Annotated in this window: 20 protein-coding genes; 9 read left to right on the top strand and 11 right to left on the bottom strand. The window is 59.5% G+C overall.

All coding sequences use genetic code 11. The features are described 5' to 3' along the window. Positions 1-215: 215 nt before the first annotated feature. Both ENTCL_RS11820 and ENTCL_RS11815 read left to right on the top strand, forming a co-directional pair. Positions 216-752: a hypothetical protein gene (locus ENTCL_RS11820; protein ID WP_013366359.1), complete on the top strand. Its 537-nt coding sequence runs from the start codon at positions 216-218 to the stop codon at positions 750-752. Continuing rightward, entirely contained in the window at positions 749-1,018 is a 270-nt protein-coding gene (locus tag ENTCL_RS11815; protein ID WP_044611958.1) for a site-specific integrase, read from the top strand. Before ENTCL_RS11820 ends, ENTCL_RS11815 begins: the two co-directional genes overlap by 4 nt. 65 nt (positions 1,019-1,083) lie before the next feature. On the opposite strand, the gene ENTCL_RS11810 is transcribed toward ENTCL_RS11815, so the two are convergent. Next, positions 1,084-1,533, bottom strand: a complete 450-nt coding sequence (locus tag ENTCL_RS11810) for a DMT family transporter (protein ID WP_013366358.1) — start codon at positions 1,531-1,533, stop codon at positions 1,084-1,086. Next, complete coding sequence (locus ENTCL_RS11805) at positions 1,530-2,048, bottom strand: GNAT family N-acetyltransferase (protein WP_013366357.1); 519 nt, start codon at positions 2,046-2,048, stop codon at positions 1,530-1,532. The genes ENTCL_RS11810 and ENTCL_RS11805 overlap by 4 nt, the downstream gene beginning before the upstream one ends. 123 nt (positions 2,049-2,171) lie before the next feature. Between ENTCL_RS11805 and ENTCL_RS11800 the strand changes: the two genes are divergently transcribed. Together ENTCL_RS11800 and ENTCL_RS11795 are read left to right on the top strand one after the other, a co-directional pair. Next, on the top strand, positions 2,172-2,747 hold the full coding sequence (locus ENTCL_RS11800) for a helix-turn-helix domain-containing protein (RefSeq protein ID WP_013366356.1): 576 nt from the start codon (positions 2,172-2,174) through the stop codon (positions 2,745-2,747). Between the two features lie 252 nt (positions 2,748-2,999). Beyond that, entirely contained in the window at positions 3,000-3,665 is a 666-nt protein-coding gene (locus ENTCL_RS11795; RefSeq protein ID WP_013366355.1) for a GntR family transcriptional regulator, read from the top strand. A gap of 42 nt (positions 3,666-3,707) precedes the next feature. Here ENTCL_RS11795 and pqqU read toward each other — a convergent pair whose 3' ends face one another. Then, a complete protein-coding gene (gene pqqU / locus ENTCL_RS11790) occupies positions 3,708-5,819 on the bottom strand; it encodes a TonB-dependent receptor PqqU (RefSeq protein ID WP_013366354.1) in 2,112 nt (703 codons plus the stop codon). Positions 5,820-6,078: 259 nt separating this feature from the next. Here pqqU and yncE point away from each other — a divergent pair, with 259 nt between their 5' ends. Both yncE and ENTCL_RS11780 read left to right on the top strand, forming a co-directional pair. Continuing rightward, positions 6,079-7,137, top strand: a complete 1,059-nt coding sequence (gene yncE, locus ENTCL_RS11785; RefSeq protein WP_013366353.1) for a 7-bladed beta-propeller protein YncE — start codon at positions 6,079-6,081, stop codon at positions 7,135-7,137. Positions 7,138-7,292: 155 nt separating this feature from the next. After that, positions 7,293-7,511 (top strand): YgdI/YgdR family lipoprotein, encoded by a 219-nt coding sequence (locus ENTCL_RS11780; protein WP_013366352.1) that lies wholly within the window; start codon positions 7,293-7,295, stop codon positions 7,509-7,511. Positions 7,512-7,562: 51 nt separating this feature from the next. On the opposite strand, the gene ansP is transcribed toward ENTCL_RS11780, so the two are convergent. Beyond that, positions 7,563-9,038 carry an L-asparagine permease gene (gene ansP, locus ENTCL_RS11775; protein ID WP_013366351.1) on the bottom strand — a complete coding sequence of 492 codons (1,476 nt, stop codon included), beginning with the start codon at positions 9,036-9,038 and terminating at the stop codon, positions 7,563-7,565. Between the two features lie 257 nt (positions 9,039-9,295). Here ansP and ENTCL_RS11770 point away from each other — a divergent pair, with 257 nt between their 5' ends. Together ENTCL_RS11770 and pptA are read left to right on the top strand one after the other, a co-directional pair. Further along, a complete protein-coding gene (locus ENTCL_RS11770; RefSeq protein WP_013366350.1) occupies positions 9,296-10,435 on the top strand; it encodes a dienelactone hydrolase family protein in 1,140 nt (379 codons plus the stop codon). 76 nt (positions 10,436-10,511) lie between these two features. Continuing rightward, on the top strand, positions 10,512-10,742 hold the full coding sequence (gene pptA, locus ENTCL_RS11765; RefSeq protein WP_013366349.1) for a tautomerase PptA: 231 nt from the start codon (positions 10,512-10,514) through the stop codon (positions 10,740-10,742). A gap of 33 nt (positions 10,743-10,775) precedes the next feature. Here pptA and ENTCL_RS11760 read toward each other — a convergent pair whose 3' ends face one another. Further along, positions 10,776-11,348: a flavin reductase family protein gene (locus ENTCL_RS11760; RefSeq protein WP_013366348.1), complete on the bottom strand. Its 573-nt coding sequence runs from the start codon at positions 11,346-11,348 to the stop codon at positions 10,776-10,778. Positions 11,349-11,491: 143 nt separating this feature from the next. Between ENTCL_RS11760 and nhoA the strand changes: the two genes are divergently transcribed. Beyond that, the gene (gene nhoA, locus ENTCL_RS11755; protein WP_013366347.1) at positions 11,492-12,337 is read left to right on the top strand and encodes an N-hydroxyarylamine O-acetyltransferase; all 846 of its coding nucleotides are present in this window, start codon (positions 11,492-11,494) and stop codon (positions 12,335-12,337) included. Positions 12,338-12,551: 214 nt separating this feature from the next. On the opposite strand, the gene narI is transcribed toward nhoA, so the two are convergent. From narI to ENTCL_RS11725, 6 genes are all read right to left on the bottom strand, one after another. Continuing rightward, positions 12,552-13,232 carry a respiratory nitrate reductase subunit gamma gene (gene narI / locus ENTCL_RS11750; protein ID WP_013366346.1) on the bottom strand — a complete coding sequence of 227 codons (681 nt, stop codon included), beginning with the start codon at positions 13,230-13,232 and terminating at the stop codon, positions 12,552-12,554. Next, a complete protein-coding gene (narW, locus tag ENTCL_RS11745; RefSeq protein ID WP_013366345.1) occupies positions 13,229-13,924 on the bottom strand; it encodes a nitrate reductase molybdenum cofactor assembly chaperone in 696 nt (231 codons plus the stop codon). The genes narI and narW overlap by 4 nt, the downstream gene beginning before the upstream one ends. After that, the gene (gene narH, locus ENTCL_RS11740; RefSeq protein WP_013366344.1) at positions 13,924-15,468 is read right to left on the bottom strand and encodes a nitrate reductase subunit beta; all 1,545 of its coding nucleotides are present in this window, start codon (positions 15,466-15,468) and stop codon (positions 13,924-13,926) included. Before narH ends, narW begins: the two co-directional genes overlap by 1 nt. Further along, the gene (locus tag ENTCL_RS11735) at positions 15,465-19,205 is read right to left on the bottom strand and encodes a nitrate reductase subunit alpha (RefSeq protein WP_013366343.1); all 3,741 of its coding nucleotides are present in this window, start codon (positions 19,203-19,205) and stop codon (positions 15,465-15,467) included. The genes narH and ENTCL_RS11735 overlap by 4 nt, the downstream gene beginning before the upstream one ends. Positions 19,206-19,265: 60 nt before the next feature. Next, positions 19,266-20,657, bottom strand: coding sequence for a NarK family nitrate/nitrite MFS transporter (locus ENTCL_RS11730; protein ID WP_013366342.1), 1,392 nt, complete (start codon positions 20,655-20,657; stop codon positions 19,266-19,268). A 232-nt stretch (positions 20,658-20,889) separates the two neighbouring features. Then, positions 20,890-21,468 (bottom strand): TetR family transcriptional regulator, encoded by a 579-nt coding sequence (locus ENTCL_RS11725; RefSeq protein WP_013366341.1) that lies wholly within the window; start codon positions 21,466-21,468, stop codon positions 20,890-20,892. Positions 21,469-21,575: the final 107 nt, after the last annotated feature.

The raw sequence follows: 21,575 nt of genomic DNA, 5'->3' as shown, positions 1-21,575 counted from the left end.
GGTAGATCAAGCAGTACTTACTCAGATGGCTCGAACAGTATATTCGCGATTTCATATGGTGAAGCACAAAAGATGGTCGAGTCTGGGGAGGCGGGTAAGAATTCATATGCTGCGGCAGTACCACCGGGCGGGGCGTACATGTCAACGGGGGAGGGGTTGGGGCAAGTTAGCTGGATTTGCTTTCCAGCGGAAAAGGAAAGTGTGGGCGCCGTAAAATGAAAAAGGGGATCTTGGGGGTCACGATGTTGGTCATGGGACTGTCGTTTACTTCGGCAGCGGGCGATACGCGCCTCAGCGAACAGCAGTTGGCGGATATGTGGCTGCGTGCGGACAAGGCGGAGCGGAACGGGAAGGACGCGCAGGCGATATCCGCATGGATTAAAAGTGACTACGGGGATCAGGCGGTTACTGAATGGGGTGAGCCAATAGCGGTAATAGAGAGTATAGAAATTCACGCAGATGAAACAAGCGTGCAATCCGCTAAGGCTACGCTCAGGTCTGCCGTTGCTGGCGGGGATGCCAAAACAATTGAGCGGAAGAATGACGTTTTGCAGTCAATCGAGAAGGTTGGGGGCACCGGGATTCCTGTGTGCTACGTGGTGGCGAATACGCGAGCGCGCACGCTGTCATCCGCTAATGCGATAACTCACGGAGATACCTGCGAGGATATTGCCGCCGGTATAGCGGCTGAAATGATTGGTAGAGCGCCAAAGGCAAAACTAAAGGTGGTGGTCAATGGTAGGCCGCTATGACGGAACCCTCTTCGGCGGGTTTTTTGTTTTTGTGGTGGTATGAGATGGGTATAGGCCGAACATTTTCCGGGGTACGAGATAAGGTGGGTATCACAGCGGAAGACAATCGTGAACTACCTACTTTCTACGAGCAACGCTCGCTTTCAGGGCGACTATACAAAGAGCACGGAATAGACGTGCAAATGTTATGGGGGCATAAAACGGCGAAAATGTCTGAGCTGTACCTAGAAGATAGGTCTGATGAATGGCAGGTTATTGCGCTGTAGTTTTGGTGTGGAGTTTTGGGGATATTTTGGGGAGTAAAAATATCCCTTTTAAAATCAATCAAATATCAGAATTGACGTCTGGCCACCAGCCAGGCGCCAACCACCAGCATCACCGCGCCGCACACCGGCCCCACCAGCGCCCGCCACGGTATTCCCTGATGGCGCACAACGTCCATCGCCAGCCCGCCGATAAGCTGGCTGGCGACCAGCACCGCGATAGTGGTCGCCGCGCCGACGTACTGGTAGCCGCTGATGCTGGCAAAGACAAAGAACGAACCCAGCAGGCCAGGGACGAGCGTCCACCATTTGACGTTGGCCGCCAGCTCCTGGAAACCCGCCAGCCCGTGCTTGATCAGCAGAATCGACACAAACAGCACGATCCCCACCAGCGAGTTCAGCAGCATGGCGATAAGAATGGTGGAGGCAGACTGGGTGATGCGCACCATCAGCGTATTCTGCACGACCAGGCCAATGCCCGCAGCGATAAGAAAGGTGAGGGTCAGCGGCTGGTTCATGGCAGGGCGTCCGGCTCGCTGCGGTTATCCAGCTGCAGCTGCATAAAGGTCAGATCCAGCCAGCGGCCAAACTTGGTGCCGACCTGCGGCATCTGCGCGGTGGTTATAAACCCGAGCGAGGCATGCAGCTTCAGCGACGCGGCGTTCTGCGATTCGATACCGGCGACCATCACGTGTTTGCCCACGCGTTTCGCTTCGCTGATAAGCCGGGTCAGCAGCAGGCGGCCAAGGCCTTTCCCCTGATGCTGCGGGTGCACGTACACCGAATGCTCCACGGTATGGCGAAAACCGTCGAAGGCGCGCCAGTCGCCGAAGGAGGCGTAGCCGGTAATGACGCCGTTATCTTCGCTCACCAGCACCGGATAGCCCAGCAGCTGTCGCGCCTCATACCAGGCGATGCGGTTATCGGTATCGACGGTTTGATCGTTCCAGATGGCGGCGGTGTGGACAACGGCATGGTTATAGATTTCCGCAATTGCCGCGCAGTCGTCTTTACAGGCATAACGAATGGTCATAAAGCCCTCGGGTGTTCACTATAGTAGTACAGTATAGATACTATAGTTTTGCTGAGGTTGTCACCTTTTTCCTGCGGGGCGCGCAATTGTGCGTGCCTGGATCATGCACTATAGTGTTACGCCATGAATACTATTGAAGACACTCTTAACGCGCGGATCGGCGCCCGCATCCGCATCGAGCGCGAATCACGCAGCTGGTCGCTGAGCGAACTGGCCGATCGCGCCGGGGTCTCCCGGACGATGATCCACAAAATCGAACGCGGCGACAGCAGCCCAACGGCCACCATGCTCGGGCGGTTGTCCGGGGCGTTCGGCATCAGCATGTCGACGCTTATCGCCCGCGCCGAGATGCAGGAGGGCAAGCTGCTGCGTTTCGCCAGCCAGCCGGTATGGCGCGACCCGCAAAGCCATTATCTGCGCCGCCACGTGTCGCCGCGCAGCGACCTGCCGATTGACCTGGTGCAGGTTGAGCTGCCGCCGGGCAGCGATATTCCGATGCCCGCGTCATCCTATGCGCTGGCGCGCCAGCTTATCTGGCTGCAGCAGGGTGAACTGCTGTTTATCGAAGGCGATACCCGTCATGCGATGCGGGCCGGGGACTGTCTGGAGCTGGGGCCGCCGAACGACTGCCGGTTTGTGAATGAATCGGCGGAGAGCTGCGTCTATCTGGTGGTGCGCCTTAACCACTCCGGCGCCTGATCCCGGATGCGGTTTTTTCACGGGATAAACGGCAATTTATTTTACTAAAGCCATTATTCATAGTCGGCCATGGGTAAAAAAGTCAAAAACGACGCATTTTGCGTCGTTTTTTTCATGCAAATTTCCAGGTTACGACTTTACTTAATCAGGCAGGACCATTTTATTTTATGCCCACCAGATGGCTATTTTTTTCTCTAAACGTCGATGATTAAAATAACAGACGTACTTTAATACTGGATACAGGAAAGGTACATGTCTGGTTTTGAAAAAGCACAGCGACTGAGCCTGACGATGCAGGTTGAGGCTAATTTAAAGAATGCGTTGATTATCGGGGCATTAAAACCGGGAGCCAGGCTGATAACCCGGGATATTGCCCAACAGCTGGGAACGAGTATTACGCCGGTGCGCGAAGCGCTGCTGCGCCTGGCGTCGGCAGGCGCGCTGGAGGCGGCGCCCGCCCAGGCCTTTCTGGTGCCGAGGGTATCGTTACAGCGCTATCGCGAGGTGAATCAGATCCGCAAAATGCTGGAGGGAATGGCGGCATCGGCGTCAGCGGCGCTGATGACGCCGGATAAAATCCGCCGTCTGCGCCAGTGCGCGCAGGAGCTGCATGAGGCGAAAGCGCAGGGAAATATGGAAAGCGCGCTGCAGGCCAACTGCCGTTTTCGTTTTCGGCTCTACGAATATGCGGATATGCCGACGCTGGCCGCGCTGATTGAACAGCTGTGGGTGCGGATTGGCCCCTGCTTTAATTATCTGCATCCGCTATCGTGCGACGTATTTAAGTTTAACCACTTCTACGATGATTTACTGGCGGCGCTGGAAAACGGGGATGAGGCGCAAAGCTGCATCGCCATTTGCCGGGCTATCGATCAGGGGGAGGCGATTTTACGCCGACAGTACGCCAGTGAGGCGTAGCGGCATGATTTCGGGTGCCGGTTGCCGGCACCCGAAGTACCGTCACATAAAGGCGTAGGCTACCGATAACCCTACGCCGTAATTACGCCCCGGCGCCGGCTCATAATAGCGGCCGTTGGCTTCATTGACGATAACCGAACCGACGTAGCGACGGTCGAAAAGGTTGTCGATACGGCCGAACAGATCCATCTTCCAGGGGCCGAAATCGAATTTGTAGCCGGTGTTCAGCCCAACCACCGTCCAGGACGGGGCGGCGGCGGTATTTTCATCGTTGGCCATGATATCGCCCATATAGCGGATGTCCGACCCGGCATACCAGCCCGTTTCCGGCGCATATCCCAGCGACGCGTAGCCCATATTGCGGGCGATCCCCGGTATGCGGTTGCCGTTGCAGCTGGCGTCATCGCAGACGTTGCTGCGGTAGGTGGCGTCGAGCCACGTCCAGGCTGCCTGCAGGCGCCAGTTTTCGGCAAACTGCTGGTCCAGCGACAGCTCTGCTCCCTGACGGCGCGTTTTTCCGGCGTTCTTGTAGCTGGTGCGCCCGCCGCTGCTGCTGGCGACGACGATTTCGTTATCGGTGTCGGTCTGGAACAGCGCGGCGCTCAGCAGGCCGTTGCCTATGCGCGTTTTGCTGCCGATCTCCACCGTCTCGTTGGTCGCGGGCTGCAGCGCGACGTTGAGGCCGCTCTGGTTATCAGGGCGGTAGGAGAGCTCGTTGATGGTGGGGGTTTCAAAACCGCACCCGGCGGAGGCGTACAGGTTCCAGGCATCGGTCAGCGCATATTTTAGCGAGCTGACCGGCAGCCACTTGCGGTAGCTGGCGTCGCCGCTGTCGTCGCCGTTGCCGGGAGCGATGTAGTGGTCGTTAGAGTCAAACCAGACAGAGCTGTAGCGCACGCCAGCGTCCAGCGTCAGCTTATCGGTTAGCTGCCACTGGCTTTGCAGATAGGGGTCGAGGTTCCACATCAGGTTGCGTTCGTCGCGACGCAGCGCTCCGGTCTGGCCGTAATCCGGCACGCCGTTGTTCATCACGAAGTTCTGGTAGCCTTTACGCTGTTCGCTCATGTTCTCGTAATCCAGCCCGGTGGTAATGCTGACCGGCACCAGCAGCTCGCCGCGGTGCGTCCAGCGGGTGTCGATGCCCTGATAATACCGGGCCAGATCGATAACCCCGCCCGCGCTGGCCGGGTTAAGCTGCGGGCCGCGGGGAATCGACTGATACTGGGTGGTCTGTCGTTCGCCCGCGTACATCATGACGTTAAGGTCGTCGCGTTCGCTGAGCTGGCGCTCATAGCGAACGCCTGCCTGGGTCTGCGTGATGTCTTTACGGGTACTGTACTGGTCGCCGCGCGGCGACTGCTGCGGATCGCTGCGCCATTCATCCCAGCTCAGCCCGCCCGGATCGTTGGCCTTGATATCGACGCTGTTGAACAAAAGCGTCAGCGTGCTGACGTCGTCGATCCTCACGCCCAGTTTGGCGTTGGCGAGGTTTTTGCGCGCGCTGCTGTGGTCGCGATAGCCCTGAGTGGCAAACCGGCTGGCGGAGACGGCGTAATTCACATCGCCGGCGTGGCTGCCGTCGCCCACCGCGCCGGTGGCCTTCAGGCCGTAGCGCCAGCTGCCATAGCTGCCGTAGTAGCTGCTGGCCTCGATCGTCGCGGGCTCACGGCCCGTCTCGGTGGTGATATTCATCACGCCGCCGGAGGCGTTGCCGTACAGCGCGGAGAAGGGGCCGCGCAGCACGTCCACGCTTTCAATGCTGTTGATGTCGATGTTCGACGTCTGCCCCTGGCCGTCCGGCATGGTCGCCGGGATCCCATCGACATACAGGCGGATACCACGCACGCCGAAGGTGGAGCGGGAGCCGAAGCCGCGAATTGAGAGCTGCAGATCCTGCGCATAGTTTTGCCGGTTCTGCACCTGCAGGCCTGGCACCGCGCCGAGGGATTCTGAGAGGTTGACGCGCGGCGTCGCGCGGCGCATATCGTCGCCGTCCACCACGCTGATGGCGGCAGGGGTATCCAGTTCGGAGACGGGCTGGGGGCTGGCGGTGACGATCAGCGTCTGTTCATCGGCCGCGGCGGCATCGGGCAGGGCGATAAACGGGAGGAGCAGCGCGGGAAGCGCAGCCCGGCGGGCAGCAAGGACTTTCATGGGCGTTCTCTGTATAACAAACAGGAGGAAATGTATGTGAGCATGTTAATGTTTTTGTAAATTATTTGAAAATATTAAAGGCACGTTACGTTAAGTTCTGCGTTAACACTGGCCTGCTTGTGGCTAAATGCGTATTTAACGCTCCACTTTGTGACAAATAATGATTACTATTCGCATCTATAACTACGGCAGGGCAACGACTCCGCCGACCGGAAGCCTGTGATGCAGCACCATTTTTTGTTTATCAAAGGAAGTCGTCATGTCATTACGTCATTTTTCCGCACCGCGCCTGCGCCGTTCGTTGTTGTTAACCTCACTGCTGCTGGCGGGGTCGTTTACCGCTCAGGCTGACGAAATGCTGCGCAAGGCCGTGGGCAAAGGCGCCTATGAAATGGCCATCAGCCAGCAGGATAACGCGCTGTGGGTGGCAACCTCCCAGAGCCGGAGCGCCGACAAAGGCGGCGTGGTCTATCGCCTCGACCCGCAAACGCTTGACGCAACGCTTGCGGTGCACAGCGACGCCAAACCGTTCGGCGCGGCCATTAATAACCAGACGCAGACCCTGTGGTTCGGCAACAGCATCGACGGCGCGGTGACGGCGGTCGACGCCAGAACGGGCGAGGTCAAAGGGCGCCTGACGCTGGACGGCCGTAAGCGCAGCGAGACCGTTAAACCGCTGCAGCCGCGCGAGCTGGTCGTCGATGAGAAGCGCAACACCGTCTACATCAGCGGCGTGGGTAAAGAAAGCGTTATCTGGGTAGTGGACGGCGCAAACCTGACGCTGAAGACAACCATCAGCGGCACCGGCAGCCGCAGCACCGCGCTGGCATTGGACCGCGATGCGCAGCGTCTGTATACCGTTAGCGCCGACGGCGAACTGGTGACGATTGACACCGCGAGCCACCGTATTCTCAGCCGTAAAAAGCTGGCGGACGACGGCAAAGAGCACGCGTTCCTGAACATTGCTCTCGACCAGGCCGGGCATCGCGCGTTCATCAGCGATTTTAAACAGCCGGAGATACTGGTGGTGGACTACCGCGACGGTAAGGTGCTGGAGAAGATTTCCGCCGCGGAATCTCTGGCGGTGCTGTTCAACCCGGCGCGCAACGAAATTTACGCCACCCATCGCAAGGCCGGCAGCGTCAGCGTGATTGACGGCAAAAGCTATAAGGTGGTGAAAACGTTCGACACCCCGACGAATCCGAACAGCCTGGCGCTGTCTGCGGACGGTAAAACGCTGTACGTCACCGTGAAGCAGGCGTCTTCGCGGGAGAAAGAAGCGACGCAACCGGATGACGTTATTCGTATCACGCTGTAATCCTTCATGATGTCCCGATCCCTTCGTCTGTAGCGGAGAGGGGATCGCAATCACCTCCTGTTACAACCCGCCGGTAGCCCTTCGCGGCGCAGAGGCTTAAAATCCTTCTCCTTTCAACCGGCTGGCAGCCGGTGACGGATCATGATGGAGAACCAATGAAAAAGCCTTTCTTATTCTTTTTGGCCGGGACGGTGCTGGTCGCGCTGGCAGGCTGTAGCAGCAACTATGTAATGACCACCAAAAGCGGACAGACGATTGTCACCCACGGCAAACCGCAGCTCGATAAAGAGACCGGGATGACCCGCTATGTCGATCAGGACGGTAATGAGCGGCAGATTAACAGCAGCGACGTGGCGCAGTTAATTAAAGACTAAGTCCGCGAGAAAGATTGCCCGCCGGGCGGCGGGCAACAGAAACGACACGGATCAGCGGGCATCCGTTTGCTGCGTCAGGACGTTGCCCGGCGCGTCGCGATGGATGTGGTGTACGCGTTTGCGAACGCCAAACCAGCCCGCCACCAGCAGCACGGCGATCAGCGGAATCGATCCGATGGTGTAGGTCCCGTTCGGGTAGTCGAACGCCATCAGCACCAGCACGCTGAGCAGGAACAGCAGCGTCAGCCAGGAGGTCACCGGCGCCCCAGGCATACGGAAGCTGACCGGCGCGCATTTCCCTTCTTGAATCGCCTTACGCAGGCGCATTTGACACACCACGATAAACGCCCAGGAGGCGATAATCCCCAGCGAGGCGACGTTGAGGACGATTTCGAACACCTGCGATGGCACCAGATAGTTCAGGAAGACGCCAATCACGTAGACGCAGAGCGTGGCGAGGATCCCGGCGTACGGCACCTGGTGGCGGCTCATTTTTGACATGAACTGCGGCGCGGACCCGCCCATCGACATCGAGCGCAGAATACGGCCGGTAGAATAGAGCCCGGAGTTCAGGCTGGAGAGCGCCGCCGTCAGCACCACGATGTTCATAATGCTGCCGATATACGGCACACCAAGCTTCGAGAAGAAGGTTACGAACGGGCTCTGTCCCGCCTGGTAGGCGTTCCACGGCAGCAGCAGCACCAGCAGCACGACTGAACCGACGTAGAACAGGCCGATGCGCCAGATAACGCTGTTAATCGCTTTTGGCACCATTGTTTGCGGATCTTTGCACTCCCCGGCGGCGGTACCGACCAGCTCGATAGAGGCAAAGGCGAAAACGACCCCCTGCACCAGCACCAGCGCTGGCAGCAGGCCATGCGGGAAAAAGCCGCCGTTATCGGTGATCAGATGGAAGCCCGTGGCGCCGCCGTCCAGCGGTTTGCCGCTGCCGAGAAACACGGTGCCGACCACCAGAAACACCACAATAGCCAGCACTTTGACCAGCGCGAACCAGAACTCCATTTCGGCGAACCACTTCACGCCGATCATGTTCATGGTGCCGACAATCGCCAGCGCGCCGAGGGCAAATACCCACTGCGGCACATCGCCAAACGCGCCCCAGTAGTGCATGTAGAGCGCAACGGCGGTGATATCCACAATGCCGGTCATCGCCCAGTTGATGAAGTACATCCAGCCAGCGACAAAGGCGGCTTTTTCGCCGAGAAATTCGCGGGCATAAGAAACAAAGCTGCCGCTGGACGGACGATGCAGCACCAGTTCACCGAGTGCGCGCAGAATGAAAAAAGAGAATATACCGCAGACGAGATAAACGATGGCCAGGGAAGGACCGGCCATCTGCAGGCGCGCGCCCGCGCCTAAAAATAACCCGGTGCCGATGGCGCCGCCGATGGCGATCATCTGCACCTGACGGTTGCCCATGGCTTTGTGATACCCCGCGTCCTGCGAGTTCAGCCATCGGCGTTTGGCAGCATGATGCTCTGCCGCGCTGTTATGTTCGGTGTTCATTATAGTATTCAGATTCCTGTCATTACCCCAAACGGGGTTAAAGATATTTTGTTACGCAGAAATGATTGCGTACAGCATATTGCTCTGTTTTTCCCGGCATTCTGACGTAGGGATAAGACAAAAGCTGGCGCAGCATCCTACCTGTAAATGTTAAATGACGCAAAAGGTTGCCGCGGCAGGCTACACTTTGAGTGGGATGGGGGGCCAAATCGATGTCATCACTTTTTGCTTGCCGGAGGCGGCGAGGGGAATTCCCTTTGCGACCGCTCTTTTCGCTGTGCCTTGCGCTGCTTGCCGTGGCCTTTGCCGCCAGGGTTCAGGCGGCGGGGGGCGTTTTTGAGGAGTCTCTTGCGCTGCCGGTGGTGATTCATGGACACCGCTATACGCTGGATACTCTGGTGGTACACCCGGATGCGCCGGGCCGCTATCCGCTGGCGCTGATAGCCCAGGGGTCGAGCAGTTCGGAGTTTTCACCCCAGGATATCCGCCCGGACAGCTTTCGTTCAATTGCCCATGATTTCGCCCACCGCGGCTGGACGGCTGCGGTGGTGATGTGGCGCGGCTATGGAGCCTCAAGCGGCAGCGTGGTGGATGACGCCGGCACCTGCAAAGCGCCGGAGGCGGGGCGCTTTCTCAGCGATCATGCCGACGATTTGCAGGCCGCGATGATCTCGCTGGCGCACCGGTCGGACGTCGATTCGACGAAAAAAGCGCTGGTGATGGGGCTGTCTATCGGCGGCGTTTCCGCGCTGACGGTGGCGGGAAGGGTGACGATGCCGCCGGTCGGGGCGGTGATTAATGTCTCCGGCGGCGTCTATATGGATGCCCAGCCGTTTAAGCCCAACCCCGCCTGCCATCTGTTTTATGACGACCTGGTGATTGAGATGGGACGAAATGCGCATAATGTCGCGACCACCCACACGGCGATCCCCACGCTGTGGCTGTATGCCGCAAACGACCCCTGGTTTTCACCGCAGCTGGTCTGGCGGATGATCTCCGCCTGGCGGACGGCAGGCGGTCTTGCCGAGCTGAAGACGTTTCCGCCGTTTCAGAATGACGGGCACAAAATGATGCTGAGCGAAGCCGGGCGGCGCCTCCTGCTGCCGGAAATTGACCGCTTCCTGCGCGCGCACGGATTCCCGAGCTGGGACGAACGCCCGTGGGAAGGGTTTCTGGGTCAGCTGAGCTACGAGGACCGGGAGCAGGTCTATGACTATTTGCGTTCGGGGAGCACGGAAAAAGCGCTGGCCCGTGGGCAGGGCGGTCAGGGGTTTTACTGGTACAGCGGCGCGGCGACGCCTGCCGACGCGCGGGATGCGGCGCTGAAGCTGTGCCACCGGCGTACGGGCGATGCGTGCAATATCATTGCGGAAAACTTTCAGCTTCTCACCCGCTGACGATCAGGGCACAAAGTGTTAATCCAACGGCTAGCGGCATGATAGTTTTGAGGGCCGAGACAATAAGGAGATAGCCATGCCACATATCGATATTAAATGTTTTCCCCGCGGCCTGGACGACGAACAAAAAGCCGCGCTGGCGGAGGATATCGCCGAGGTGATTATTCGTCACCTCAACAGCAAGGACCGCTCGATAAGCGTCGCGCTGAATGAGGTGGCGGAAAGCGAGTGGAAATCGCAGGTGTGGGATAGCGAAATCGCCCCGCAGCTGGAGTCGCTGATTAAAAAGCCCGGTTACGCGATGTGACGGCGTCCCGGTAGCCTCACGGCTACCGGGCGTTTACTCCGCGGCGCGGACAAGGCGGCCGCTGGTAACGAACGTTCCGGCGCCGAGATGGTGTAACGTGTTGCGCTTATCGTCGTCAAACTGCCAGCGACCGGCGACGAAGGCCTGCTCATCCGCAGCGGCGCTGACGACCTCGCCGAACAGGGTATCGTACTTTTCCTGCGCACCGGTGGCGGGCAGCAGCCTGCACTCCATCCACGCCAGACACTTCTCTTCAATAAGCGGCAGACCAAGCACCGGCCCCTGGATAACCGGGATCCCATAGCAGTTGAATTTATCTTCATCGCGTCCGCTGACGCTGCCGACGGCGTAGGTCCAGTTCGTGGCCTCAACGCCCGGGATAACGATGCCAAAACGGCCGCTGCGCTCGATGAGCTCGCGCGACCAGGCGGATTTATCCACGACGATGGCAATGCGCGGCGGATCGAACTCCACCGGCATTGACCAGGCCGCCGCCATGACGTTTCGCCGCTCGATCTGCTCGTCATAGGTGGTAATCAGGATAGTCGGGCCGTGATTAAGCAGGCGGCTGGCATGTTTTAAGTCCACAGGGCGAAAATGAGGCATGGCAATTCCTCCGGATAATTTGCTGCATTACACTGCGAGGCGGGGGGAATGACAAGCACGGACGGGTAAATCGATCGCACAAAAACGACGGTCAGCAGAAAAAAATGCGTTATAAACAAAGCATCGTCATTGCAGGAGGCATCATGAGCCCATTTTTAATCGCCTATTTTTCCCGTCTTCACTGGACGCAGCCCCCGGCGGTCGACCTCGACACGCTGCGGGAGCTTCACCTGCGCCACAACTGCGCCATTCCGTTTGAAAACCTGGACGTTCTGCTTCCCCGGGAAATTCAGCTGGACGATCAGTCGCTGGAGGATAAGCTGCTGACCGCCCGACGCGGCGGCTACTGCTTTGAGCAAAACGGGCTCTTTGAGCGCGCGCTCAAAGAAATTGGCTTTAACGTGCGCAGCGTGCTGGGGCGCGTGGTGCTGGCAAACCCGCCGCAGATGCCGCCGCGTACGCACCGGCTGCTGCTGGTGGAGCTGGCCGGAGAGCGCTGGATTGCCGACGTCGGGTTCGGCGGGCAGACGCTGACGGCGCCGATTCGCCTGCTGGCGGATAAAGAGCAGGCTACGCCGCACGGAGTATATCGCCTGCTCAACGAAGGCAACGACTGGATCCTCCAGTTCCTTCATCACGAACACTGGCAGTCGATGTACCAGTTTGATCTCGAAAAGCAGTATTTCACCGACTACGTCATGGGCAATTTCTGGTCGGCCCACTGGCCGCAGTCCCATTTTCGTCACCATCTGCTGATGTGCCGTCATCTGCCGGAAGGCGGTAAGCTGACGCTGACCAATTTCCAGTTCACCCGCTGGGAGCAGGGGCATACGGTAGAAAAGCGCACACTGCCGGACGTTGAAAGCCTGTACCTGCTGTTGCAGGACACCTTCGGCATCGGCGTGGATGACCACAAAAACGGCTTCACGCTGGCGGATCTGGCCGCCGTGATGTCGGCGTTTGAGACGCATCCGGAAGCGGAAAAATAGGGCGGTAAAGGGTAGTGCTTGTCAGTTAAGCACTGCAGGTTGTTCCGTTCACCTGATGACCTGCAGGCTCTGAGACTTCACATCCTGTGAACGGGACAAGGGGGCCACCACGGCCCCATTGTATCCTGAGTTTTGGTTAGAATAACCCTGTAGAGATTTGCGACTGGCCGGAGCCGTCTGCCGGTACCATTACTGAGAGACAATGGCCGTCAGATTAACGACGCGATCGAACAATCTGATATCGTCGGGTGAAATACTCCACCGGCGCGCTCCAGACGTGAACCAGACGGGTGAACGGGAAGATCAGGAAAATGGTCATACCGAGCACCAGATGCACGCGGAACACGAACGCCACGCCGTCGAGATGCTGGGAAGCTCCGCCCCGGAAAGTTACCACCGCCTGCGCCCAGTCTACCAGTTTCAGCATCTCGCTGCCGTCCGGATGCTGTGCGGAAAACGGAATGGTGATTAGCCCAAGAATGCACTGAATCAACAGAATGCTGAGGATCAGAATATCCGCCGTGGTCGAGGTGGCCCGCACCCGCGGGTTGCACAGACGACGGACCAGCAGCCCTGCGCCGCCGACCAGCGTCATCACCCCGCACACGCCGCCGAGGATCATCGCCATCAGCTGCTTTTGCGACATCGGCAGGAACCAGGAGTACACCCAGTGCGGCGTCAGCATGCCGAAGAAGTGGCCGAAAAAGATCCCCAGGATGCCGATATGGAACAGGTTCGACCATATCACCATACCCCGCTTATCGAGCATCTGGCTCGAGGCGGCGCGCCAGGTGTACTGACCGTAGTCGTAGCGCAGCCAGCTGCCGAGCAGGAACACGGTGCCGCAAAGGTAGGGGTAGATATCGTAAAAGAAGACGTTAAGGTACTGTATCATTTCGGGCCTCCGGCACGGACGTCGACATACTGCGGCGCGACGTCCTGGCTAAAGCGTCGTTGATAGTGTTGCAGCGGAGAGCTGTCGCAGGCGGTGGCGTTATCTTCGATAAACTTCACCTGCTCCTCTTCCCATACCGCATCCAGCGCCTGGCGGGTATCGTCACGCTTCTCGCCGGTCACCTGCTTAGTGACGCTGTCACTTCTTAGTGGGCTGTTCGCCAGCATCAGCAGGGCGTCGAACAGCGTCCACCAGGACGCCTGGCGTTGTTTCAGCCGGCCGCCCAGCAGCGCCAGAATGGGCGCAACGTTCTGTAGCCCGTCGCGCGCCTCGTCGGGCGTCAGCGTACTGAGGTACTCCAGATACAGCGGCAGGTGGTCCGGCAGCTCGCGACAGTCAAGCGCCAGACCGGCCTGCTCATACTGGGCGAGCAAATCCACCATGGCCTGTCCGCGGTCGCGGGATTCGCCGTGTACGTGCTCGAACAGCAGCAGCGACGTCGCGCTGCCGCGCTCGAACAGATCGCACCATTCTTCCTGTTTATCCAGCAGCGGGGCCGCCAGATGCTGCGCCACCCAGGACTCCAGCGCTGGCGCCTCCTCGCGGGCCAGCGCCAGGGCGTCGTCGCGGTTTTCCCACAGCAGCGGGTCGGGGTACTCCAGCAGCAGGGCGATAAGCTTAAGGACTGGCATTATTCTCCCTCCCCGTGCTGGCGTACGCCGGAAACGTCGATTGCGTCAATACGGCGGCTGTTGAACAGGTTGAATTTGGTGTCGGAGCCGTGGCAGCCGTCGCCAAAGCTGAAGCCGCAGCCGTTGCGCTCCGGGAAGGCTTCACGCGCCAGCTCGCGGTGGCTGGTGGGGATCACGAAACGATCCTCGTAGTTGGCGATGGCGAGGTAGCGGTACATCTCCTCGACCTGCGCGACGCTCAGACCGGTCTCTTCCAGCGCGCGGGTATCGGTGACCCCTTCGACGGTCTGCGAACGCTTGTAGTGGCGCATCGCCATCATGCGTTTGAGCGCGCGCAGCACCGGGCCGGTATCGCCAGCGCTCAGCATATTGGCGAGGTACTGCACCGGAATGCGCAGGCTCTCGACCTCCGGCAGAATGCTGCCGTTGTGCGGCAGACCGCCCGCATCGGCCACGGACTGGATCGGCGACAGCGGCGGGACGTACCAGACCATCGGCAGGGTGCGGTACTCCGGATGCAGCGGCAGGGCGAGCTGCCACTCCATCGCCAGCTTATACACCGGCGACTGCTGAGCGGCCTCGATAACGTTATGCGGAATCCCTTGCTTCAGCGCTTCCTCTATCACGTTCGGGTCATGCGGGTTGAGAAATACGTCGCACTGGCGCTGATACAGGTCGGTCTCATGCTCGGTGCTGGCGGCTTCTTCAATGCGGTCCGCGTCGTACAGCAGCACGCCAAGGTAGCGAATACGTCCGACGCAGGTTTCGGAGCAGACGGTCGGCTGGCCGGATTCAATGCGCGGGTAGCAGAAAATGCATTTTTCCGATTTTCCACTCTTCCAGTTGAAGTAGATTTTTTTGTACGGGCAGCCGCTGATGCACATCCGCCAGCCGCGGCACTTGTCCTGATCGATAAGCACGATGCCGTCTTCTTCCCGCTTGTAGATAGCGCCGCTCGGGCAGGTGGCGACGCAGCTTGGGTTCAGGCAGTGCTCGCACAGGCGCGGCAGGTACATCATGAAGGTGTTTTCGAACTGGCCGTACATCTCCTTTTGCATGGCCTCGAAGTTGCGGTCTTTCGCGCGCTTTTCGAACTCGCCGCCGAGCAGCTCCTCCCAGTTCGGGCCCCATTCGATTTTATTGATGCGCTCGCCGCTGATCAGCGATCGCGGGCGGGCGGTCGGCAGGTGTTTGCCTTCCGGCGCGCGCTGCAGGTCCTGGTAATCGTAGGTAAACGGCTCGTAGTAGTCGTCGATGCCCGGCAGCGACGGGTTGGCAAAGATTTTTGCCAGTACGCCCACGCGCCCGCCGAGGCGTGGCGTCAGCTTGCCGTGGATGCCGCGGATCCAGCCGCCTTGCCACTGCTCCTGGTCCTCCCAGTTTTTCGGATAGCCGATGCCGGGCTTGGTTTCCACGTTATTGAACCACGCGTACTCCATCCCTTCACGCCCGGTCCAGACGTTCTTGCAGGTGACGGAGCAGGTGTGACAGCCGATGCATTTGTCGAGATTGAGTACCATCCCCACTTGCGAACGTATCTTCATTTTTTCGCCTCCTGAACCTGATCCCGACCTTCGTCGTCCAGCCAGTTAATATTTTTCATTTTACGGATCATGATGAACTCGTCGCGGTTGGAGCCGACGGTGCCATAGTAGTTAAAGCCCCATGCCAGCTGGGCGTAGCCGCCGATCATATGGGTAGGTTTCGGGCAAACGCGGGTGACCGAGTTGTGGATGCCGCCGCGCCGTCCGGTTACTTCGGAGCCCGGGATGTTCATGATTCGCTCCTGGGCGTGATACATCATGGTCATGCCCGGCGGCACGCGCTGGCTGACCACCGCGCGGGCGGTGAGCGCGCCGTTGGCGTTGAAGGCTTCAATCCAGTCGTTGTCGGCGATGCCGAGCTCCCGGGCGTCGGTTTCGCTTATCCATACGATCGGCCCGCCGCGCGACAGTGTCAGCATCAGCAGGTTTTCGCTGTAGGTGGAGTGGATGCCCCATTTCTGGTGCGGCGTCAGGAAGTTCAGCGCTTTCTCCGGGAAGCCGTTCGGCGGGATAGCCTTCATCTGGCTGACGCTGCGGGTATCAATCGGCGGGCGGTAGGCCACCAGGCTTTCGCCAAAAGCGCGCATCCACGGATGGTCCTGATACAGCTGCTGGCGGCCCGAGACGGTGCGCCACGGAATCAGCTCGTGGACGTTGGTATATCCGGCGTTATAGGAGACATGCTCGCTTTCAAGACCGGACCACGTCGGGCTGGAGATTATCTTGCGCGGCTGGGCGACGATATCGCGAAAGCGGATCTTCTCGTCCTCTTTGTTGAGCGCCAGATGCCGGTGATCGCGACCGGTGAGTTTGCTCAGCGCGTCCCAGGCCTTCACCGCCACCTGGCCGTTGGTTTCCGGCGCCAGCGCGAGGATCACCTCGGAGGCGTCAATTGCGGTGTCGATACGCGGACGGCCTTTGGCCGGGCCGTCGGCCTTGACGTAGTTTAGCTTGCTGAGGAAGTCGACTTCGGTTTGCGTCTGCCAGGAAATGCCTTTGCCGCCGTTGCCGAGCTTGTCCATCAGCGGGCCGAGCGAGGTGAAGCGCTCGTACGTCGCCGGATAATCGCGCGCCACCACCAGAATGTTGGGCGCGGTTTTGCCTGGCAGCAGCTCGCATTCGCCTTTGCGCCAGTCGGCCACGCCGAACGGCTGCGACAGCTCGGCCGGGGTATCGTGCAGCAGCGGCTGCAAAACGACGTCTGTTTCCTGCCCCAGGTGCCCGACGCAGAGCGTCGAAAAGGCTTTGGCGATCCCCTTGTAGATCTCCCAGTCGCTTTTCGCCTCCCAGGCCGGGTCGACGGCGGCCGTCAGCGGGTGGATAAACGGATGCATGTCCGAGGTGTTCATGTCGTCCTTTTCATACCAGGTTGCGGTCGGCAGAACGATGTCGGAAAACAGGCAGGTGCTGGACATGCGAAAATCGAGCGTCACCAGCAGGTCTAGTTTGCCCTCGATGGCGGCGGTCTGCCATTCCACCTCTTCCGGCTTCACGTCGTCGCTGTCGCCGAGCGCCTCGCCCTGAATACCGCTGTCGGTGCCGAGCAGGTACTTGAGCATATATTCATGCCCTTTACCGGAGGAGCCGAGCAGGTTGGAGCGCCAGATAAACAGGTTGCGCGGATGGTTGTTGCCGCTGTCAGGCTGCTCGCAGGCCATGCGGATCTCGCCGGAACGCAGCGCCTGAGCGGTATAGTCGGCAGGCGATATGCCGGCAGATTCGGCCTGGCGCTTGATGGTCAGCGGGTTAACGTTGAGCTGCGGCGCCGACGGCAGCCAGCCCATGCGCTCGGCGCGGACGTTGAAATCGATCAGGTGGCCGGAGAACTGGCTGGCGTCGGCCAGCGGCGACAGCAGTTCGCGGGCGGTCAGCTTTTCATAGCGCCACTGGCTGGCATGATTGTAGAAGAACGAGGTGCTGTTCATCTGGCGCGGCGGACGGTTCCAGTCCAGCGCAAAGGCCAGCGGCAGCCAGCCGGTTTGCGGGCGCAGCTTCTCCTGGCCGACGTAGTGCGCCCAGCCGCCGCCACTCTGGCCCACGCAGCCGCAGAACACCAGCATGTTGATCATGCCGCGGTAGTTCATGTCCATGTGGTACCAGTGGTTTACCCCGGCGCCGAGGATTATCATCGATCGGCCATGGGTCTTGTGCGCCGTATCGGCGAACTCGCGGGCGATCTGCGCAATATGCCGCTGCGGTACGCCGGTTATCTGCTCGGCCCATGCCGGGCTGTAGGCTTTCACTTCGCCGTAGTCGCTCGCCGCCAGCGGGTCGTTCAGCCCGCGATCCAGACCGTAGTTCGCCAGCACCAGGTCGTAAACGCTGGCTACCCGGGCCGTCGTGCCGTCGTGCAGCGTCAGCGTTTTCGTCGGCAGCTTACGCACCAGCACCGGCTCCTGTTTGACGCTGCGAAAATGTGGGTTTTCATTACCGCCGAAGTAGGGGAACGCCACGCCGGTGACGTCGTCATGGGCGCCGAGCAGGGTGAGCTGCAGCTCGGTTTCCTGACCCGCCGCCAGCGTCTCAAGGTTCCATTTTCCCTGCTCGCCCCAGCGAAAGCCGATCGAGCCGTTAGGCGCTACCGGCACGCCCGCGGCGTTGAGCGCTACGGTTTTCCACTGCGGGTTATTGGCTTCGCCGAGGTTATCGACCAGATCGGATGCGCGCAGCATCCGGCCCGGTTCGTAGCTGCCGTCGTCGCGGGCGTCGAGCAGGACCAGCATCGGCATGTCGGTGTAGCGGCGGCAGTAGTTGAGGAAGTAATCGCTGGGGTTGTCGAGGTGAAACTCTTTGAGGATCACGTGGCCCATCGCCATTGCCAGTGCGCTGTCGGTGCCCTGTTTCGGCGCCAGCCACTGGTCGCAGAGTTTCGCCACTTCCGAGTAGTCCGGAGTGATGGCGATGGTTTTGGTGCCCTTGTAGCGCACTTCGGTAAAAAAGTGGGCGTCCGGGGTGCGGGTCTGCGGTACGTTAGAGCCCCAGGCGATGATATAGCTGGAGTTGTACCAGTCGGCGGACTCCGGCACGTCGGTCTGTTCGCCCCAGGTCATCGGCGAGGCGGGGGGTAAATCGCAGTACCAGTCGTAGAAGCTCAGGCAGGTGCCGCCGAGCAGTGACAAATAGCGGGTGCCCGCCGCGTAGGAAACCATCGACATCGCCGGGATCGGCGAAAAGCCCGCCACGCGGTCGGGGCCGTAGCGTTTGATGGTCCAGACGTTGGCGGCGGCGATCAGCGGGTTCAGCTCTTCCCAGGTGGAGCGTACAAAACCGCCGTGGCCGCGCGCCTGCTTGTAGCGTCGGCATTTTTCCGGGTCCTGCATGATGGCGTCCCACGCCAGCACCGGATCGCTGTGCTGCGCGAGCGCCTCGCGCCACAGCGCGATCAGGCTTTTGCGGATTTGCGGGTACTTCAGCCGGTTGGCGCTATACAGGTACCAGGAGTAGCTGGCGCCGCGCGGGCAGCCGCGGGGCTCATGGTTGGGTAAATCGGGGCGGGTGCGGGGATAGTCGGTTTGCTGGGTTTCCCAGGTGACGAGACCGTTTTTGACGTAGATTTTCCAGCTACACGAGCCGGTACAGTTAACGCCGTGGGTGGATCGCACAATTTTGTCGAATTGCCAGCGCTGGCGATAGCTGTCCTCCCAGTCGCGGTTGTTGTTCATCACCTGTCCATGGCCGTTGGCGAAGGTTTCGCCCTTTTGCTTAAAGTAACGCAAGCGATCCAGTAGTTTGCTCATGACGTTTCTCCTGACGGGGCAGAACCTGCCCCGGGGTTGCACTGCTCACGCTGTTCTGATTTATGCTTTTGGCGACGTGCGGCGACCGTAGACGACCCAGGTCACCCCCACGCAGACGATGTAAAACACCAGAAAAACCTTCATGGCGCCGACGGGAGAGCCGGTCATGGCAAGCGAGGTGCCGAAGGCTTTCGGGATGAAAAAGCCGCCGACCGCGCCGATAGCGGAGATAAAACCCAGCGCCGCCGCGGTGTCGGTCACCGCCTCCTGCTGCGCCTGCTCGTCGCTGCCGCCGCGCTTTTTCACCCGGGCGATGGTTATCTGACGGAAGATAATGGCGATCATCTGGAACGTGGAGCCGCTGCCGAGCCCGGCGGTGAGGAACAGCCCCATGAAGACGATGTAGAAGGTGGTGAAATTCCCCTGCGAGCCGCCGCCGGGCAGCGTGAGGAACAGCAGGGCGGTAAACAGCGCCATAAAGACGAAATTCACCAGCGTCACCCGCACGCCGCCGAGCTTGTCGGAGATAACCCCGCCCGCCGAGCGCGCCAGGGCGCCGAGGAAGGGGCCGAAGAAGGCCAGCTTCAGGATATTGACGTCCGGGAACTGGGTTTTCGACAGCATGGCGAACCCTGCCGAAAAGCCGATAAAGGAGCCGAAGGTCGCCAGATACAGCAGCGCCAGCACCCACATGTGCAGCCTGCCCAGCACCGGCAGCTGGTCCGCTACCGAGGCTTTCGAGCTGGCGATATCGTTCATCCCGAACCAGGCGGCAAGAGTGGCGATAAGCAGCAGCGGCGCCCAGATCCAGGCCGCATTGGCAAGCCACATCGTCGAACCGTCGCCCTGCGGCGCGCCGTGAACGCCGAGAAAGGTGAAGACCGGCACAAAGATCACCGCCGGGGCGACCATCTGCATCACGCTGACGCCGAGGTTGCCGAGGCCGCCGTTGACGCCGAGCGCGCTGCCCTGTCTGGCTTTCGGAAAGAAAAAGCTGATATTGCCCATGCTGGAGGCGAAATTAGCGCCGGCAAATCCGCACAGCAGCGCAATTACAATAAATACCCAGTACGGGGTAGCGGTATTTTGAATGGCAATTCCGAGCCAGATGCAGGGAATAATCAGAATAACCGTGCTTATTACCGTCCAGTACCGGCCGCCAAATATAGGTACCATAAAGGAGTAGGGCACGCGCAATATTGCCCCGGATAAAGAAGGCAGTGCAGTTAATAAAAACAGTTCATCGGTAGTAAAATTAAACCCGACTTTATTCAGGTTGACCGATACGGCGCTAAACAGCATCCATACGCAGAAGGCCAGCAGCAGGCAAGCCACAGAAATCCATAGATTTCTTCTGGCAATATGCTTGCCCTTATTCTCCCAAAACGCCGCGTTTTCTGGCTTCCAGTTGCTTAAAAGATAATGATTATTCTTCTCACTTTGTTGTGACATATCGCCCTCGACTGCGCCAGCATATGATTGAAAATAAGCAAAAAGAAATGGGCAGAACCTGGGTTCTGCAGATGGGGTTGAATTTTATGGTGATGTGAAAAAGGATAGATAAAAAAGGACGACCCCGCGAATGGCCGTTGGATATAGCGCGGCTTAAGTGTTACTAATTGTAATTATACTCCCGAGGCTCACCGGTTTGCGCCGGAATGATTTTGAGTCTTCAGGGGGAATGTTACGAAAATAACTCAAGCTGAATAACGTGCTGCAGGTGGCGGGTGAATGCGGCATCGTCTACCTCCGGCATTCCCAGCACGTAAATCCCGTCCAGTCCACAGACCAGCGAAATCAGCCGCCAGGCGATATTTTCGGCGCTATCGCGCAGGGTAAATTCGCCAGCGGCATGGCCCGCGCGAATGATCCTGACCGCTTCGTCATGCCACAGGTTCATGGTCAGCAGGTACGCGCTTTTGATTTCCGGATCGCTGTCGGCCAGCAGCTGCGCCTGGCGCCACAGGCGGATATAGGGCTCCAGCCGTCCGTCCTCGCTGCCGAGGGCGGAAAACAGCTGTTCACGCCAGCCGGCGGTGCGCGAAAGGCGCTGCAGATCCATCATCTCGCGGATCACGCGGATAAACGCCTGGGATTTTAGCTCGCCGGAGGAGGTGAAATGGTGGTGGACCTGGCCTGCGGCGACGCCCGCGGCGGTGGCGATGTTGCGGACCGTCATACCGGTAAACCCTTGATCCAGCGCGACGCGCATGGCGGCCTGCATGATGGTTTCCCGACGTTCTTCGCGATTCAGATAGCCCATATCTCTCTTCCCTGGCGGTGATAGGGCGATAATAACAAAAAGCTGGACAAGTGTTCAACTTTCCCCCACGATCGCAAACTGGACGGATGTCCAGCTTTGTATTTATG

Origin of the sequence: [Enterobacter] lignolyticus SCF1, assembly GCF_000164865.1 — a bacterium.
GTDB lineage: Bacteria > Pseudomonadota > Gammaproteobacteria > Enterobacterales > Enterobacteriaceae > Enterobacter_B > Enterobacter_B lignolyticus.
The sequence above is the reverse complement of the archived record's forward strand: the minus strand, read 5'-3'. Positions and strand labels throughout refer to the sequence as shown.

Bases quoted from the DNA above. Each gene is read 5' to 3' on its own strand.
- ENTCL_RS11820 (WP_013366359.1), top strand. From the start codon at position 216: ATGAAAAAGGGGATCTTGGGGGTCACGATGTTGGTCATGGGACTGTCG.
- ENTCL_RS11815 (WP_044611958.1), top strand. From the start codon at position 749: ATGACGGAACCCTCTTCGGCGGGTTTTTTGTTTTTGTGGTGGTATGAG.
- ENTCL_RS11810 (WP_013366358.1), bottom strand. From the start codon at position 1,533: ATGAACCAGCCGCTGACCCTCACCTTTCTTATCGCTGCGGGCATTGGC.
- ENTCL_RS11805 (WP_013366357.1), bottom strand. From the start codon at position 2,048: ATGACCATTCGTTATGCCTGTAAAGACGACTGCGCGGCAATTGCGGAA.
- ENTCL_RS11800 (WP_013366356.1), top strand. From the start codon at position 2,172: ATGAATACTATTGAAGACACTCTTAACGCGCGGATCGGCGCCCGCATC.
- ENTCL_RS11795 (WP_013366355.1), top strand. From the start codon at position 3,000: ATGTCTGGTTTTGAAAAAGCACAGCGACTGAGCCTGACGATGCAGGTT.
- pqqU (WP_013366354.1), bottom strand. From the start codon at position 5,819: ATGAAAGTCCTTGCTGCCCGCCGGGCTGCGCTTCCCGCGCTGCTCCTC.
- yncE (WP_013366353.1), top strand. From the start codon at position 6,079: ATGTCATTACGTCATTTTTCCGCACCGCGCCTGCGCCGTTCGTTGTTG.
- ENTCL_RS11780 (WP_013366352.1), top strand. From the start codon at position 7,293: ATGAAAAAGCCTTTCTTATTCTTTTTGGCCGGGACGGTGCTGGTCGCG.
- ansP (WP_013366351.1), bottom strand. From the start codon at position 9,038: ATGAACACCGAACATAACAGCGCGGCAGAGCATCATGCTGCCAAACGC.
- pptA (WP_013366349.1), top strand. From the start codon at position 10,512: ATGCCACATATCGATATTAAATGTTTTCCCCGCGGCCTGGACGACGAA.
- ENTCL_RS11760 (WP_013366348.1), bottom strand. From the start codon at position 11,348: ATGCCTCATTTTCGCCCTGTGGACTTAAAACATGCCAGCCGCCTGCTT.
- nhoA (WP_013366347.1), top strand. From the start codon at position 11,492: ATGAGCCCATTTTTAATCGCCTATTTTTCCCGTCTTCACTGGACGCAG.
- narI (WP_013366346.1), bottom strand. From the start codon at position 13,232: ATGATACAGTACCTTAACGTCTTCTTTTACGATATCTACCCCTACCTT.
- narW (WP_013366345.1), bottom strand. From the start codon at position 13,924: ATGCCAGTCCTTAAGCTTATCGCCCTGCTGCTGGAGTACCCCGACCCG.
- narH (WP_013366344.1), bottom strand. From the start codon at position 15,468: ATGAAGATACGTTCGCAAGTGGGGATGGTACTCAATCTCGACAAATGC.
- ENTCL_RS11735 (WP_013366343.1), bottom strand. From the start codon at position 19,205: ATGAGCAAACTACTGGATCGCTTGCGTTACTTTAAGCAAAAGGGCGAA.
- ENTCL_RS11730 (WP_013366342.1), bottom strand. From the start codon at position 20,657: ATGTCACAACAAAGTGAGAAGAATAATCATTATCTTTTAAGCAACTGG.
- ENTCL_RS11725 (WP_013366341.1), bottom strand. From the start codon at position 21,468: ATGGGCTATCTGAATCGCGAAGAACGTCGGGAAACCATCATGCAGGCC.